The 17,188-nt window shown below is 40.9% G+C and carries 12 protein-coding genes; 3 read left to right on the top strand and 9 right to left on the bottom strand.

The annotated features are described in order from the left end of the window. Positions 1 to 3: 3 nt before the first annotated feature. The 3 genes from pdxT to nox all read right to left on the bottom strand — a co-directional run bounded on the left by pdxT (position 4) and on the right by nox (position 2,993). Entirely contained in the window at positions 4 to 585 is a 582-nt protein-coding gene (gene pdxT, locus ACXYSL_RS05125; RefSeq protein ID WP_458624154.1) for a pyridoxal 5'-phosphate synthase glutaminase subunit PdxT, read from the bottom strand. After that, positions 586 to 1,461 (bottom strand): pyridoxal 5'-phosphate synthase lyase subunit PdxS, encoded by an 876-nt coding sequence (pdxS, locus tag ACXYSL_RS05120; protein ID WP_458624153.1) that lies wholly within the window; start codon positions 1,459 to 1,461, stop codon positions 586 to 588. A gap of 152 nt (positions 1,462 to 1,613) precedes the next feature. Next, positions 1,614 to 2,993, bottom strand: a complete 1,380-nt coding sequence (nox, locus tag ACXYSL_RS05115) for a H2O-forming NADH oxidase (RefSeq protein WP_458624152.1) — start codon at positions 2,991 to 2,993, stop codon at positions 1,614 to 1,616. Positions 2,994 to 3,304: 311 nt separating this feature from the next. Between nox and ACXYSL_RS05110 the strand changes: the two genes are divergently transcribed. The 3 genes from ACXYSL_RS05110 to ACXYSL_RS05100 are packed head-to-tail and all read left to right on the top strand — an operon-like array spanning position 3,305 to position 6,120. Beyond that, positions 3,305 to 4,234 carry an FAD:protein FMN transferase gene (locus tag ACXYSL_RS05110; protein ID WP_458624151.1) on the top strand — a complete coding sequence of 310 codons (930 nt, stop codon included), beginning with the start codon at positions 3,305 to 3,307 and terminating at the stop codon, positions 4,232 to 4,234. An 18-nt stretch (positions 4,235 to 4,252) separates the two neighbouring features. Further along, positions 4,253 to 4,858 (top strand): NADPH-dependent FMN reductase, encoded by a 606-nt coding sequence (locus ACXYSL_RS05105; protein WP_000915936.1) that lies wholly within the window; start codon positions 4,253 to 4,255, stop codon positions 4,856 to 4,858. A gap of 17 nt (positions 4,859 to 4,875) precedes the next feature. Continuing rightward, the gene (locus tag ACXYSL_RS05100; RefSeq protein WP_458624150.1) at positions 4,876 to 6,120 is read left to right on the top strand and encodes an NAD(P)H-dependent oxidoreductase; all 1,245 of its coding nucleotides are present in this window, start codon (positions 4,876 to 4,878) and stop codon (positions 6,118 to 6,120) included. 82 nt (positions 6,121 to 6,202) lie between these two features. Here ACXYSL_RS05100 and ACXYSL_RS05095 read toward each other — a convergent pair whose 3' ends face one another. The 6 genes from ACXYSL_RS05095 to pgdA form a co-directional block, all read right to left on the bottom strand. After that, the gene (locus ACXYSL_RS05095; RefSeq protein WP_000377481.1) at positions 6,203 to 6,460 is read right to left on the bottom strand and encodes a DUF896 family protein; all 258 of its coding nucleotides are present in this window, start codon (positions 6,458 to 6,460) and stop codon (positions 6,203 to 6,205) included. A gap of 44 nt (positions 6,461 to 6,504) precedes the next feature. Further along, on the bottom strand, positions 6,505 to 8,541 hold the full coding sequence (glyS, locus tag ACXYSL_RS05090) for a glycine--tRNA ligase subunit beta (protein WP_458624149.1): 2,037 nt from the start codon (positions 8,539 to 8,541) through the stop codon (positions 6,505 to 6,507). Positions 8,542 to 8,800: 259 nt separating this feature from the next. Further along, complete coding sequence (gene glyQ, locus ACXYSL_RS05085; protein ID WP_000038733.1) at positions 8,801 to 9,718, bottom strand: glycine--tRNA ligase subunit alpha; 918 nt, start codon at positions 9,716 to 9,718, stop codon at positions 8,801 to 8,803. 321 nt (positions 9,719 to 10,039) lie between these two features. Next, positions 10,040 to 14,551 carry a S8 family serine peptidase gene (locus ACXYSL_RS05080; protein WP_458624148.1) on the bottom strand — a complete coding sequence of 1,504 codons (4,512 nt, stop codon included), beginning with the start codon at positions 14,549 to 14,551 and terminating at the stop codon, positions 10,040 to 10,042. 289 nt (positions 14,552 to 14,840) lie between these two features. Beyond that, positions 14,841 to 15,683: an aldo/keto reductase gene (locus ACXYSL_RS05075; RefSeq protein ID WP_458624147.1), complete on the bottom strand. Its 843-nt coding sequence runs from the start codon at positions 15,681 to 15,683 to the stop codon at positions 14,841 to 14,843. 80 nt (positions 15,684 to 15,763) lie between these two features. Beyond that, the gene (gene pgdA, locus ACXYSL_RS05070) at positions 15,764 to 17,152 is read right to left on the bottom strand and encodes a peptidoglycan-N-acetylglucosamine deacetylase PgdA (RefSeq protein WP_458624146.1); all 1,389 of its coding nucleotides are present in this window, start codon (positions 17,150 to 17,152) and stop codon (positions 15,764 to 15,766) included. Positions 17,153 to 17,188 lie beyond the last annotated feature (36 nt).

The raw sequence follows: 17,188 nt of genomic DNA, 5'->3' as shown, positions 1-17,188 counted from the left end.
TTCTCAACTTTTTTCTTTACACATATTGATAAAATACTGGTGCAAGCGAGCATCATCTGTCAATTCTGGATGAAAAGAGGGTACCAGCATATTTTTTTCTTGCGCAGCAACGATTTGATTATCAACTGTTGCTAGAATTTCTACACCCTCTCCAACACTACTGATAATCGGACCACGGATAAAGGTCATCGAAATCTTGCCAACTCCCTTACATTCTGCCTCTGTATAAAAACTTCCTAGTTGGCGTCCATAGGCATTGCGCTGAACCACTATATTCATAGTTCCAAGATGACTTTCTTCCTGAGAAGTGATTTCCTTAGCCAGCAAAATCAAGCCCGCACAGGTCCCAAAAACGGGTAATCCAGATAGAATGGCTTCTCGGATGGGAAGTAGCATGTTCTGGTCGCGCAAGAGCTTGCCCATGGTTGTAGACTCACCGCCAGGTAATATCAAACCCACCAAGTCACTCTGATGTTGTTGAAAATCCTCTAAATTTCTGATTTCGACACTCTCGACTCCTAATTTATCTAACACTTTTGCATGTTCTGCAAAGGCACCTTGCAAGGCCAATATTCCAATTTTCATCTATTTTCCTCGCTCAGCCATGAGAATTTGGATTTTATTCTCATTGATACCAACCATGGCTTCCCCTAGGTCTTCAGAGATTTGAGCCAAAATTTGAGGATTTTGATAGTTGGTTACCGCTTTGACAATAGCACTTGCTCGTTTAACAGGGTCGCCTGATTTGAAAATACCTGAACCGACAAAGACCCCCTCTGCACCCAGTTGCATCATTAGCGCAGCATCTGCTGGTGTTGCAACACCTCCGGCTGCAAAGTTGACAACTGGTAATTTTCCATGTTCATGAACGTATTGGACCAATTCTACAGGGACTTGGAGTTCTTTTGCTGCCACATAAAGTTCATCTTCGCGTAGATTTTGAATACGGCGAATTTCTTGATTCATCATACGCATATGGCGAACGGCTTGGACGATATCTCCTGTACCCGGTTCTCCTTTTGTCCGAATCATGGAAGCTCCCTCAGCGATACGACGCAAGGCTTCACCCAAATCCTTAGCTCCACAGACAAAAGGAACTTGGAATTCTTTCTTGTCCACATGGAAACGATCGTCTGCTGGAGACAGCACTTCACTCTCATCGATATAGTCAATCTCAATAGCCTCTAAAATCTGAGCTTCAACAAAATGCCCGATTCTGACCTTGGCCATCACTGGAATACTGACCGCTTCTTGGATTTCCTTAATCATCTTTGGATCACTCATACGAGAAACTCCACCAGCTGCACGAATATCAGCTGGAATCCGTTCCAAGGCCATAACAGCTGCCGCACCAGCAGCCTCTGCGATACGAGCCTGTTCAGGGTTCTGAACGTCCATGATAACCCCACCTTTGAGCATCTGTGCCAAGTTTTTATTTAGTTCATAACGATTTTCAGTCATTTCTTAATCCTCATCATTTGTATTGGTAGCTACCATTTCATTTTAGGCCAGATTAGAATGAAGTACAAGATAGAAAAACAATAATTGTCTGGGTACAGATGGATTAAAAAAACTATCTGACCTTAACTTAAGGCCAGATAGCTCAGCTATTGTTATTTTTCAGCTGTAAGTGCAGCCATTGTGATGTAGTTGTATGGTTTGTTGAAGTGTGGCAAGAAGAATAGGTCTGTCAAGGCCAATTTATCGATTGTTACATGCTCTTGGATAGCAAGTGAGAACATATGGATTCCCATACTGATAGCAGCATCATGTGAAACCATTTGTGCACCAAGGATTTCGCGGCTGTCTTTATCAAAGACAATCTTGATGGCAACTTCGTGGTTGTCATGCTTCATAAATTCTGGTTTTTGAAGATCATTAAAGCCAGTTTCAGTTGCATTGTAACCTGCTGCTTTTGCTTTTTCAAGAGTCAAACCAGTTGAAACCATGTGAAGACCATAGATTGAAATACCGTTTGATCCTTGCACACCGATTCCTTCCAATTCATGTCCACAAGCATTGTAAGCACCAACGATACCAGTACGTACAGCGTTAGATGCAAGAGCGATGTAGCTAGTGTCTTTACGAGCATTGTCATAAACAGTCGCACAGTCACCTACTGCATAAACACCTGGAATTGATGTTTCTTGTTTCTTGTCTACAAGGAAGGCACCGTTGCGGAAGAGTTCAATCTTACCATCAGCAAGAGCTGTGTTAGGACGGAAACCAACTGCAAGAACAACCATATCCACATCAAATGTTTCTTTGTCTGTGACCAAGCGTTCTACTTTGCCATCACCTTGGATTGCTTTTACAGTTTGACCAAGCGCCAAGCGGATGTTGTGGTCTTCCAAGTTCTTCGCCATCATTTGAGTGAAGTCTTTGTCGTAGTAGCCGTTCAACACAGTGTCTACGATGTCAACAAGTACAACTTCTTTTCCAAGACGTTCAAAGGCTTCAGCAAGCTCAACACCGATGTAACCACCACCAACAACTGCGATGCGCTCAAGGTGCTTGCTCTTATCAGCAAGTTTATTGATAACTTCTTCAGCATTTTGGTACAACTTAACAAATTGAACATTTTCAAGAGTTGTCTTGAATTCGCGGTTACCTTTGACAATTTCAACACCTTCGATTGGAGGCAAGATTGGAGTTGAACCAGTCGCAAAGATCAATTTGTCATAAGATTCTTTGTGCTCTTTTCCTTCAACTTCTGCTGTAACAACCTTGTTGTCATAGTCGATTGAAAGAACAGGTGAGTTCATGTAGATTTTAGCACCTTTTGCTTCCAATTTTTCTTTATCAGAGTAGAAGAGACCTTCTGGACCATCAATTTGTTCCCCGATCCAAAGCGCCATTCCACAACCAAGGAATGAAATATTTGAGTTTTGGTCAAATACAACGATTTCATTTTCATGTCCAAAGTTGTCCAACATAGTATTGATACATGCTGTACCAGCGTGGTTTGCACCAACTACAACGATTTTACTCATAGAAAAATTCCTACCTTTAATTTAAAATTTACTTTTCTAGTATAACATTTATTGTTAGCGTTTACAAGGTATTTGCTTAGAATTCTATTATTTTAAGCAATTTTAAGCTTTATTATATTATTTTTTTGAGTTTCTAACCTTTTCTTATATTTTTTGAGCATATTACTTGACTTTTTGTTAAAATTTATTTGTGAAAACGCTGACTTTATGTTATGCTAGAAACATAGGAATAAAATGTAAGGGGTTCAATTATCAAAAAATTTAACCTAACTTGAATATTTCCTCTGAAGAAGAAGAAAGGAGTTGGTAGCTTGCCTCTTCGTTCACGTTCTGAACGACTAATGGGAACAATTATCACTATTTCATTAGTAGATGAACAGGCCGATTGCCTGCTTCAAGGAGCCTTTGATTTGCTCAAAGAGCTCGAGTACCGCTTCAACGCCAACAGTCAAGAATCCGAACTGATGGAAATCAATCACCAGGCTGGAATCACACCTGTTAAGGTTCATCCTGACCTATTTGAACTGATTGCTCTTGGACTGGAGCACAGCCTAGCTCCCTCTAGCCATCTAAATATCAGTATCGGTCCCTTGATTCAAACCTGGCGAATCGGATTTACAGATGCACGACTTCCAGAGTTAAACGAAATCGAAGCTGTCTTGCCCCTAGTTGACCCGCATTTTATCAAGTTGGATCCGACTAGCTCTACTGTTTTTTTAGAGAAGAAAGGAATGAAGCTTGATCTAGGTTGCTTAGCCAAGGGCTATAGTGCAGATAAGGTTGCCCAGTATTTAAAAGCACACGGTGTCACCTCTGCCTTGATCAATCTCGGAGGAAATATCCTCACCATCGGGAATAACCAAGCTAAAGAAGGGAAAGCCTGGCAGATTGGGATTCAAGATCCGCAAAATCCTCGTGGCAATCATCTCCTAACCATTCCTGCGTCTAACAAATCCGTTGTCACTTCAGGTATCTATGAACGCCACCTGACAGTAGATGGAAAAGACTATCACCATATCTTTGATAGTGAGACAGGATTCCCTGTCGAAACAGACCTCGCTAGCCTAACGATTATCTCAGATAAGTCCGTTGATGGTGAGATTTGGACAACCCGCCTATTTGGAGAACGTAGCGCTTCTATCCTCTGGCAAGTCGAAAGTATAGATGGGATTGAAGCCATCCTCATCGACAAAGAGGGACGCCTTGCATGTTCTTCAGGCCTTCAAAATTGTATTATGTAAAAAGAGAAAGGAAATCTCATGCTAAAACTTATTGCCATTGTTGGAACGAACTCTAAACGTTCTACAAATCGCCAATTGCTCCAATACATGCAAAAACACTTTGCTGATAAAGCTGAAATTGAACTCGTTGAAATCAAGGATATCCCTGTTTTCAACAAGCCAGCAGATAAGCAACTTCCAGATGAAATTCTTGAAATTGCTGCTAAAATTGAAGCATCTGACGGTGTGATTGTCGGTACTCCTGAGTACGACCACTCTATCCCTGCGGTTTTGATGAGCGCTCTTGCTTGGCTATCTTACGGTATCTACCCACTTTTGAACAAACCAATCATGATCACTGGTGCTTCCTATGGTACACTTGGTTCATCTCGTGCCCAATTGCAGCTTCGTCAAATCTTGAACGCTCCTGAAATTAAGGCAAATGTTCTACCAGATGAATTCTTGCTCTCACACTCTCTTCAAGCATTTAACCCAAGTGGCGACTTAGTTGACCTTGATGTCATCAAGAAATTGGATGCCATCTTTGATGACTTCCGTATCTTTGTGAAGATTACTGAAAAATTGCGCAATGCACAAGAATTGCTTCGCAAAGATGCAGAAGAATTTGACTGGGAAAATTTGTAAGATAGGAGACCGAAAGAATGAAATTTGTTGGACTTGTTGGATCAAACTACGATCAATCATATAACCGCAAACTCTTGGAATTTATTCGTCGCAATTTCAAATTCAAATTTGAATTAGAAGTTCTTGAAATCGATGAAGTTCCAATGTTTAACCAAGACGAAAAATGGGACGAAAGTTTCCAATTGCGCTTCTTGTATAACAAGATTACACGTGCTGATGGTGTCATTATCGCCACTCCTGAGCACAACCACACTATCTCAGCTTCTCTCAAATCTGTACTTGAATGGCTTTCATACGAAGTTCATCCATTTGAAAACAAGCCTGTTATGATTGTAGGTGCATCATACTACGACCAAGGAACATCACGTGCCCAAGTTCACCTCCGTAAAATCCTTGATGCTCCAGGTGTCAATGCCTACACGCTTCCAGGTAACGAATTCCTTCTTGGTAAAGCTAAGGAAGCTTTTGATAACGACGGAAATATCACCAACGAAGGCACTGTTAAATTCCTTGAAACTTGCTTAGATAACTTTGTAAAATACGTAGGAGTCGTTTCGAAATTGAAAAAACCAAAACCAATCGAACCAGAAGACTTGGATTGTGGAAAACCAATCGCTACAACCATCACAGAAGTTGATCCTGACGATCCAGAATGGGTAGAAAAAGTTGCTGCAATCACTGGAGCTGTTTCTGGTGATACCTATGTCAAACTGGACCATGGTATCCTGACAGTTAACCAAATTGATATGTTCTTGAAAGCTATGCCATTTGAATTGACATACGCTGACGATAACAACCAATTCCTCTACTACAATAACGCTCACCAAGATCCAGACACCATGTTTGCCAAACGTGTACCACCTCAATCAGGTAACCGTATGTCGACTGTTCATGGATCTCTTCCACCAGCACGTATGAAGAATGTAGAGTGGGTTATCGGAACACTTCGTAACGGAAACCAAGAATACGTCCGTACGATCGTTCCAGGTTCTCCTGCAGGTGTCATCAACACCCACAACTACCAAGCGATGTACTATCCTGATGGATCATACGCTGGAATAAATGAAATTGTCTTTAACTTCCAACCATGGCTTGACTGGTACCTAAAAGAAACGGGTCAACGTTTGGTTGGTGGTAGCGGACCATTTGCTCCTGCTGCTGGAAGTCATGGAGATGCCGATGCTACTTCTGGTGCTTCTGATTCAGGTGACGCTGGAGGCCACAGTGGTGGCGCAGACGCTACTTCTGGCGCAAGTAACTAAGAAACTAAAAAGGAGCCAAATGGCTCCTTTTTTTATTACAACAGAAAAAGGGCTTGTAAATCATCTACAGCCCCCTTTCATTTTATGAGTTAGGATCATCTAAACTACGACCATGTAAACCTTTTTCACGTTGTACTTGGCGTAGTTTTTCTGGCGTTACGTCATTTCCTTCCTCGTCTACAATTTTAATTCCTTCAATATGGTGACGAACAGCACGACGATAGCCTTCAATGTATTCCTCACGAAGTTTAGCTTGTTCTACTTTTTCAGCAGAAGTTAAGCCTTCTGTTTTTTTCTTTTTAGCGAGCTCGTTGATACGAGCGATTTTTTTTGAATCCATGTTTATCTCCTTTGTAAAAAGATACAGTTTATTTAATAGAGAGTCTACTTGGTATTGATTTGGTTAAAGCGTGCAAGCTTAGCTGCTTTCTTGGTTAATTGCGACAAGATGGCCAATCGATTTTGACGAATATCTTGATCATCGGTCATTACCATAGTATTCTCAAAGAAAGCATCAATAATTGGTCTAAGCGCAAAGAGTTGTTCTAATTGCTGACTTGCAGTCCCTGATAAAACGAGTGACTCTACTGCTTCCACCAAGGCTTTCTCTTCTTCATTTTCAAAAAGAGCAAAATCAACTGTTTCAGATCCTTCAGCTTTCTCAGCCAAGTTGAAAGCACGTGAGAGAGATTCGACAGACGGTTTGAAGTTTTCTTCCTTGCTTGCTTCGACAAGAGCACTTGCTGCTTCCAACATATCCGCCACGACAAAGTTCGAGCTTGCAAGAACCGCTTCCTTAATATCTTTCGGAGTAGAACCCATCATCTTATCAACACGAGCCTTGATAAAGTCCATGACCTCTGCTTTATTTGCATAAGTCAAGCTGTCAAATTTCAAAGCATAAAGGCTATCAATCAACTCATCCATAGCAATGTGCCAACCAAAAGCATCCAAAATACGAACTACACCTTGCGTTGCACGACGAAGGGCATAAGGGTCATTAGAACCTGATGGAATCAAGCCCACTGAGAAGAAACTCAAAATCGTATCCAATTTGTCTGCAATGGCTAGAATGGCTCCGATCTTGCTCTCTGGGAGAGCTCCATCCGCTGATGTAGGCATGTAGTGTTCACGAATGGCAGCCGAAACTGCTGGAGTTTCCCCAGCAAGAAGGGCATATTTCTCACCCATAATTCCTTGGAGTTCATCAAACTCACCAACCATCCCTGTCAACAAGTCAAACTTATAAATGGATGCTGCGCGGGCAAGATCAATCGTTTCATCCACTGATAAACCAGCTTTTTCCGCCAAAAGGACGGCAATCTGACCTGTACGAATCATGTGTTCACGAAGGGAACCAATCTTTTCATGGAAGGTCACCTGGTTCAATTTTTCAACAAGATCTGAAATGACCAATTTTTGGTCTTCACGCCAGAAGAATTCTCCGTCTTCCAAGCGGGCAACTAAGACTTTTTCATTACCCTTGATGACATTTCCCAAATGCTCTGCGTTTCCATTACGAACAGAAATGAAGTTTGGTAAGAGTTTACCATCTTGATCGCGGACAACAAAGTAACGTTGGTGTTCCTTCATCGAAGTCACCAAGACTTCTTCTGGAACTTCAAGGTATTTGGCATCAAAACTACCCATAAAGGCAGTTGGATATTCAACCAAGTTCAAGACTTCGTTCAGCAAGTCCGCATCAATTTCGATACGTATACCATGTTTTGCCTCGATTTCTTTGATTTGATTAACAATCATTTGCTCACGTTCACGAGGATCCGCGATTACAAACTGTGCACGAAGGTCTTCTTCGTAGCTCAATGCTGACTGAATCTTAGTTTCTTGTCCCAAGAAACGATGACCACGGCTCACACGACCCCCCTTGATATCAAGGAAATCCAAATCAAACTCTTGCTCGTCCAAGAGAACTGTCAAAGTGTGTACAGGGCGGATATACTCAAAAGTGTTGTTAGCCCAGTGCATGCTGACAGGGAAAGTCAAGGACTTCAAGACATCTACAACACCAGGAACAATGGCTTCAACTGGTTTACCCACTTCTTCCTTGGTAACATAGACATACTCTTCACCCTTGATTTCACGGAATTCAATATCTTCAACTGTCAAGCCTTTCCCACGGACAAATCCTTGAGCTGCTTTGGTGAAGTTTCCATCACCATCCAAGGCAATTTTCTTTGCTGGTCCCTTGAAATCTTCTGTCAAATCAGACTGTTTGTCTGCAAGACCAGTCACACGAACAGCCAAACGACGTGGTGTGGAGAAGGTTTGAATGGCTTCAAAAGACAGGCGGTTTTCCTTGAGGAAGGCTGCCATTTTTTCACCTAGTTGTTTTTCGCTTGGAGTTACTACGTAGGCTGGTAACTCTTCAAGACCGAGTTCTACTAATAAGTTTTTTGTCATGTTTTTTCCTTTACATTTTCTTCAGTCTTTTTTGATATGCACCTTAGGTACTGGGGACGTCGCTAACTAACTTTGTGAGTCTGAATGGAAATCTAATGCAAAATTGAACAAGATTTCCAACAGTCTCATCAAAGTGGATTTAGCTGACTGATTTTTGAACCTAAGGTTTCAAAAATCCCCACATAACAGTACAGCGGTGCATATCCCTCTAGCAAGTCTTCGACTTGCCTCTAACGATTTTAGAGCACAGTATTACTCACTATTCTGCGTCTTCAGCTAAGAGTTTAGCTCGTGTTGCTTCATCCAAAAGTGGGTATCCTAGGCGTTTGCGTTCTGCGACAAAGGTTTTGGCTACGACACGGGCTAAGTTACGGATACGAGCGATATAGCCTGCACGCTCTGTTACAGATACGGCACCACGCGCGTCAAGCAGATTAAAGGTATGTGAACATTTGAGAACATAGTCATAGGCAGGGTGAACCAAGCCTTCTTCCAAGGCACGACCAGCTTCCTTTTCAAACTTATCAAAGTTTTCAAGCAACATTTCTTGATCAGAAATTTCAAAGGAATATTTTGAATGCTCGTACTCAGGCTGGATGAAGATTTCTCCGTATTTTACACCATCGGCCCACTCGATATCATAGACAGAGTCCACTTCTTGGATGTAAGAAGCCAAACGCTCCAAACCATAGGTAACTTCCGCAGTCACAGGACCAGTTGCCAATCCACCAACTTGTTGGAAATAGGTGAACTGAGTGATTTCCATACCATCAAGCCAAACTTCCCATCCAAGACCAGCTGAACCAGTAGAAGGGTTTTCCCAGTTGTCCTCAACGAAACGAATATCGTGCTCCAAAGGATTGATACCCAATTTTTCCAAAGACTCAAGGTAAAGCTCTTGGATATTTGATGGAGAAGGCTTCATAACCACTTGGAATTGGTGGTGTTGGTAAAGACGGTTAGGGTTTTCTCCGTAACGACCGTCAGCAGGACGACGTGATGGCTCTACATAAGCCGCATTCCATGGTTCAGGCCCGATAGCACGAAGGAAAGTGTAAGGACTCATTGTTCCCGCACCTTTTTCATTATCATAAGCCTGCATGAGCATACAACCTTGGTCATTCCAAAATTGTTGCAAAGTAAGGATGATTTCCTGGAAAGTCAATTTTTTAGACATTATTTACTCCTTTTTATAAATTCTTGTGACTTTGGATACAAAAAGAACCGTGTCTTTACTCCTAAGTCTGTGACCTAGGGGCGTCAGAAACGCGGTTCCACCCTAATTTATTACTTCATTGTTTTTTAAAATACGACAGAAAGCGCCAGTTTCTTACCTTGTCCTACTTGGCTCCCACTATCCCAAGCTCGCTTGAAGAACGCCATAAGACTTTCTTTCCTAGCTAGTATTATAGCAGATTTCCTAGCTAGTGTAAACCAAAAATGAGTCTGAAAACAAAGTTCCAGACTCATTTATCAGTAAAGCTTCAGAAACTCCTGTTTAAGGATGTCTTCTTGCTTTTGGTTTTTTGCCATGTAGATTTCTCTTGGCTTGTTTCAAGACTGTAATGGCATCTTTGACATCTTCTTGGCTCGCTCCTGGATCTTTAAGGAGTTCCTGTGCTTCTTTAAAGACTAGAAGATAAGCTGCTTTTTCTTTCTTATCTGCATAGATAAATCTCGCATTCTTTTCTTGGAAGAGACGTTCATCCTTGACCAGTTTCTTTAGACTAGAGAAGTCTGTGGCCTTGCCATTTAGTTTGCTTTTAGCTGTAGCTAGGGCAATGAGAGATTGGTCTATTTGATCCTGTTTGACTTTAGGGTCCACAGCTAGTAAGGCAATTTCTTGGAAGGCACGATCATAAGCTCGACGTACTTTTTCCTTGGCATTAGCATATCGTCCAGTTTTAGTCGTTGCGTAGTAAGCTTTCATAGCTTCTTTCAAGGCTGCCACGTTCAAATCTTTTCCATCCAAAGTCTTACCAGCAGCTTCAAGACTAGCGAGAACGCCATCAATCAATTCTTGCTTCAACTTGCTTGACAAGGCTGACTGCGCCACTTGGAAAGCTTGATCATAAGCTTTTCTCTTATCTGCACTACTATTAAAGTAACGAGACGTTTCTACCAGTTCTTTTTGTTGATTTACCGCAGCAATCAAGGCCAACTTAGACACAACAGATAGGCGCAAAGCATTATTTCGACCTGGCTGAACGAGCAAGGAAACGAGATCTTCAAGGAGTTCATATCCAGTTGGCAAGGTGACTTGTACAGTATAACGACCTGTAGCAACTTTCTTACCAAAGGCGTATTGACCGTATTTTTCAGCAGGAAGAGTGATACTTGTCCCATCTTCTCCTTTCAGAACTACTGTAGTTGTCTTTGGAACTGCTTGATTGAAGGAAACAGATACTGGTGCATACTCTAGGAGTTTTGCTAGGAAGGTAATGGTTTGGAAACTATTTTCTTCCGTCAGGTCAAACTCTTGGGACAAGGCACTGATAAATTTCAATTCTGTTCGGTCATAACTGAAAATTTCTGCTGTATAATGACCAAACTGTAAGAAATGAATCACTTTTGACTTGTCGACATCGACATATTGTCCCTTGCTATTTTTGATTCGATAGACATAGAGGGTATCAATATCTTGGTTTGTTTTCGCATCCTTCAAGGCGATTTTCACTCGACCACTATTTTGATCGCGCACAAGTTCGGCAAGCGAGATATAGTCGACATTTCCTGCATAGTCCTCAACAAGATAGTAAATATTAGCCTTGTCAACATCCTTAGGAAGTGTATAACTACCGTCAGCATTGGCCTTAATCAGATGGGTGTTCTCAAGCGCACGCGTTCCAGACTGGTCCTTTCCAGTTAGAACCATGGTCCCTTTCTTGTCAAATGGTGTGATATAGAAGACTTTTTCTGAAAGGATACCGCCTTGACCCACATCTTTTGGTTTGCGAGCTACGAATTCTTGATTTCCATCTTTAAAGCGAATATAACCACTTGTAATGACAGGTTTTTGAGTATCAATTTGAATTTTAAAGGTCGTGTATTGTTCTTTTGCTCCTGGAACGTCTGGTGTATAACTGATAACATAGTCATATAAACCATCCGCAACGGTATTACCATCAAAATCCTGGCCTCTCCAAGCAGTATTATCTAGAATATAACTCTTCAGATTTCTACTGTCACCATCAAAGTAATTCTTGCGAAGATCCTTTGCATCGCCCTCCCAAATAGGATGTTCATGCTTAGTATCCGTAGCCGCATAAACTGTTGCCCGAAGATTTACAAGATTTCTCAAAGCAACCGTTTTGTATTCAACTAGGTCTTTGTTTCCATCATCATTTGGAGAAATGGCAATACGGACATTCCCTTTTTCGTCCAACTGAAGAACATGCTTACCTTCAGCATTTTGTTCGATTCCAAGAACGGTAATTCGGCGTCCTTGGCGTTGACCTTTAGAAACAAGAAGATCATTTTGCAAGCTTGCTAGATAGGTCGCATCATTAGAGTAGTTAACGGCAGGATTTTCCTTGTCTACTTCCGTGTAAAATCCATTTTTCCCTTCTCGAACAAGGTTGTAAATTGGTTTTTCGACAGCAGGGAGATTTTGGAATTCACCTCGGAAGCCCATAAATGCAAGACTCACAACATCCCCATCATCTGCTGGATCTACAAATCGAACAAACCCTTCAAGGAAATAGCCATTTGGCATTTGTTTGCTGAGTTCAGCAGCAAATTTTCGAGCATCTACTTTAACAGTGACTGTTTGACTGCTGTGGGCTTTGACCGTCACTTCAGGCCAGACTGTCTCCGTTAGTTTTCGAGGTCGAAGGGTGAATTTCCCATCTTGGACTTCGTCTGTATTGGTATTCACTACCATCTTGAGAGTACGGTCAGTATCTGAAATATTGTGCACAGTGACCTTGAAAGTAAATTGATCTCCAACATTTCCTAAAGTCACACTTGGATAACCATTTTCACCCGTTACATAGAGATCTGTTGACACTGCAGCAGCTGTATCCACAATACCAGAACCTTGCTGACGAGGAGAGGTATAAGTGCCTGTATCCTTATTAACATGTGGTTTTGCAGTTGACATGATCAAGGCCTTGACAGTCTCTGATACTTGCTCAGGAGTCAATTCTGGATGGTGTTTTTGAAGGTATTCCTTAACCAGAACCGCAACACCTGTAACGTGAGGAGCTGCCATACTGGTTCCGCTGATACTACCATAGGTATTGTCATTAAAGGATGAGTAGATATTGCCACCAGGAGCTGTCACATCCGGTTTCAATTGTCCATCAGTAGTCACTCCCCAACTTGAAAAGTCAGATAGCTGATTGGCTACATCAGAAGGGCGATTATCCATCTTGTCATTAAAAACAATCTTGTATTTTCCTGATTTTAAGGCTTCACCATACTGTTTAGAAATAAATACAGAAGGAATTTTCTTTGCTTCATCATCAATAGCCATATTAATGTTTGCACCTTCTACATTATTGTAGATCAAAGCACCAACTGCATCGTGTTTTCGTGCATTTTTGATTTTCTCTGAAAAGTTCATAGCTCCACGCTGAATGAGGGCCAGTTTCCCAGTTAAATCCAACTTCGCAAAGTCTTCTTCACGACCTAACCCTGCTTCGACATATTCATACTCTTTTCCCTTTTCAAAGTCTTTATCTGCTTCAGGTTGACTATAATCAAATTTTCCGTTATGAAGGCTGGCATTTCCCTCTAGACCTTTGACTTCAAAAACCGCTGTCGTCAATGTTTTATTGTTGACAGAAGCAACTGAAATTGAGTCTTCAACAGTGGATGGATTTCCAACCAAGCCATAGTCTGGGTTTTCGGCTAGCGGTTTTGAATAACCATTTCCGAATGTATTGCTATTTCCTGCTGAGATAAGAACAGAAACTCCCTTGGCACGAGCCCGTTTGATAGCATCCACAATATCAGAACCAGCATCCACCATAGAACCAGTACTAGATCCCAAACTCATATTAATGGCATCTGCTCCCAAGGCAACTGCGTCATCAATCGCCTTTACATAAAGGGCCGAACTTGTCGTTTTTTGGCGATCTGAGAAGACACGCATAAACATGACTTGGGCTTCTGGTGCAACACCATAGACCTTTTCACCATTCGGTGCTTCTTTATCAGGATTTCCAGCAGCAATCCCTGTCACGTGCATCCCATGAGAAGTTCTTTCTGCTTCTTTGATCTTATCTGTTCCGTCAAAGTAGTCATAGGCATAGACAACCTTATCGCTATACCATTTACCGTAGTCGATTCCAGCAGCCTTTTTAGCTGCTTCGATAGCTTCCTTGTTTTTAAATTTTGCTTTTGATGGATCTGAAATTCGAAGAACCTCATGATTCAAATCAAGTCCAGAGTCAATAATGGCAACAACGGTCCCCGTCCCCTTGTAACCAGCCTTCCAAGTTTTTGGTACTGTGATGATATCATTGCTTGAAAGACTATTGGGTTTTGCAGACTCAGCTTTTTCTTGTTCTTTTTCAGTAGTTGCCGTTTCTCCAGTAGTTTTAGGAGCTGTCGTTGCTTGAGCCTCTTTGTTCTCTATGTTAGAAGCCTTCTCAGTAGCAGGCGCTGTACTGGTATCGACTGTTGTTTCTTTTTGGACGACACCTTGATTTTCTTCTTTTGCAACTGCGCTATCTTTTCCTGATTCTTGGGCTTCAGCAGTTTTATCAACCGGAGCATCTACCTTAGCATCTTGTTTACTAGCATCCTCTTTAGAAGTTTCAACTTCTTGTTTCTCTCCAACTACTGGTGCTATCCCATTAGTATTGGTTTGGTCAGTTGAAGAGTTTGAGTGTTTATCGTCTTTTAGCTCTGTCTTGATTGCCTCAGTTTGAGCTTGATTTTCACCTGTACTCTGCTCATTGGCACTGACTTGACTTGCTCCAAAAACCAAAGCAGTTCCCAATAAAACTGAAGCAAGACCAAATTTGTATTTCCTTAATGAAAAACGTTGTCGTCTATTCATAAATAATCTCCTTTTTCTTTAAAGTATACCTATTATAACGCAAATAATCCTAAATTTTCATAAAAATCTGAATTGTCACAAAAATGTAATATTTACGTATATATCTTGCTTATTTAATTTTATCGTTCGTGTTATTTGTTCTATTAAAGCAATATTTTCTAAACTTGTTCATTTATTTCAATTTATAAAACTATTTTATTATACAAATAATTTAGATTTTTTATACACAAAAAGACTAGGATTAAAAATTCCTAGTCTTCTTTATTTCAGTATAAATAGATTTCACAAACTAAAAATCCATCTCATCCACACGTGGTGCGCCAGAAGTCACCGAGATTTTCTTTAAGATTTCTCGTTCTTCTTTGCTGAGTTCAATCCCAAAACAGTCCAGATTGCTCTGAATGCGAGAGGCTGTCACTGACTTAGGTAGAGGTAAAAATCCTTCTGCCAAACTCCAAGCCAAGGCAATTTGAGCCACTGATTTCCCATGCTTAGTAGCAATTTCTTGGACTTCTTTCTGTTCAAACAACTCCCCTTGCCCAAAAGGCCCCCAAGCCTCTAAGAGAATTCCTTTCTCTTTACAGTAGTCAACCACTTCCTCTTGATAAACTCCTGGTGCCAAGCGTACCTGATTGACCGCCGGAATGACTCTTACTGTCTCAAGCAAAGCATCCAAATGATGGGGAAGGAAATTACTAACGCCGATAGCACGGATTTTGCCTTCTTTGTAAAGATCCTCCATCGCTCGCCAGACTTCAGCATTGCGAGTTTTCCATTCGTCATTTTCTCTTAGTGGTTTTGGATTTGGCCAATGAATAAGGTACAAATCTAGATAATCCAATCCCAGTTTTTCCATTGATTCTTCAAATGCATGGCGAGTTTCATCATAGCTGTGATTGGTATTCCAGAGTTTGGTCGTTACAAAGATTTCTTGGCGTGGAACACCGCTATCTCGAATAGCACGACCAACACTTTCCTCATTTTTATAGATAGCTGCAGTATCGATATGACGATAACCAGCCTTTAAGGCTTCTAAAACAGCTTGGTAGGCTACTTCTCCATTTTCAGCCTTCCATGTTCCAAATCCTAGAACAGGAATTGAAACTCCATTATTAAGGGTATATGATTTCATCGTTTTTCCTTTCTATGTGAAGAAAATCTAAAGAAACAAAGGCTGATTACCAGAACACTTGCTCCTTTAGATTTTGAAGATTATTGATCACGATCATAATAAATTTCGTGAGCTTTCAAGCGAGAATTGAGCAATTCGGGAACGGTCACAAATGTATACCCTTCACCCTTTAGATACTCAATGACACTTGGTAGAGAATTGACAGAAGGACCATGGATATCATGCATGAGAATGATAGAACCATTACGAACTTGGTGTTGAATTTCTGTCAAAATAGCAGCTTCATTCTTGCTCTTCCAGTCTAAACTATCCACATCCCACATGATAAAACTCAAGTCAAGACTATTTCGAATATCATCAGTGATGGCACCATAAGGTGGGCGCATCAGTTTAGAGCTTGATCCTAAAACTTGAGTTAACAAATCTTCTGTATCAGTGATTTGCTTTTTAGCATCTTCGAGAGATAATTTAGAAAGGACAGGATGATCCCAGCTATGATTTCCCACAACATGACCTTCCGATTTCATTCGTTTCAGAAGATCTTCATTTCCTGCTATGTTTTTTCCAAGTACAAAGAAGGTTGCCTTTACACCGTACTTAGCCAAGGTATCCAAAGCTTGTGGAGTTGTAGTCGGATTTGGACCATCATCAAAGGTCAAGGCAACAACCTTTTTATTTTTCTTAGCAAAGTAAGATTGGTAGAGTTCCGCATCCTTTTCTAATAGATAAGAGGACTCAATGACATCAAAGAAACTGGATATTGGTAAAGCAATTTCTTCAACAGTCTCTCCAGGATTAGCAGGATAAAGGATGATTTGACTATCTTTATAATCAAAACTCCAAGATGCCAAATCCTGATCTGTGAAGCTCTTTATAACTTGATCAATTTTTGCCTGGTCAAGTTTCTTATCTTCTAGAGTTGATTTGATTTGACTCAGTAAGAGTTCCTTAGCCTTGCTTGCATCTTTGAAGAGTTTACTGAGGTCAAAAGCTTTCCCATCTTCAGTCAAGAAAATTTTCCCTAAGGAAGTCTTTTCTTTTTCTTCAACCTTTGCTGCAGACAAATCGTAGACTTGCTTACTGATATTACGAGCAACAACTCCCTTAAGGACAGGATCCAGCTGCTCAGTATAATAAAAGACCAGATCCTCTTTATCTTCTAGATTTTCTTTGATATCTTGGTTGATTTTTTCTCTAACAGATGCAATGACTTCCTCTCCTTGCAGAGGGTAGTAGGCAATCACCTCAGCTTGCCCTTTTCGGAAATGGTCCTTCTGACTACCTGAGTTGAATTGCTGGTCCTTTTCGCTTTTTAACGCTTCAATTTTTTGTTCATAAGATTGCTTTTGTAGAACCTTGTAGCCAATGGCACTTCCCAAAAGAATCATAGCGATTCCTAAGATCCCAACAAAGGAAAGCAATAACCTTCTCTTTTTATCGTGAGAAACACGGTTCATATTTTTCTTCATATTTCCATCATATCAAATCAAGGCTATTATTTCAAT

This window comes from Streptococcus sp. V913 (assembly GCF_054353455.1).
The sequence above is the reverse complement of the archived record's forward strand: the minus strand, read 5'-3'. Positions and strand labels throughout refer to the sequence as shown.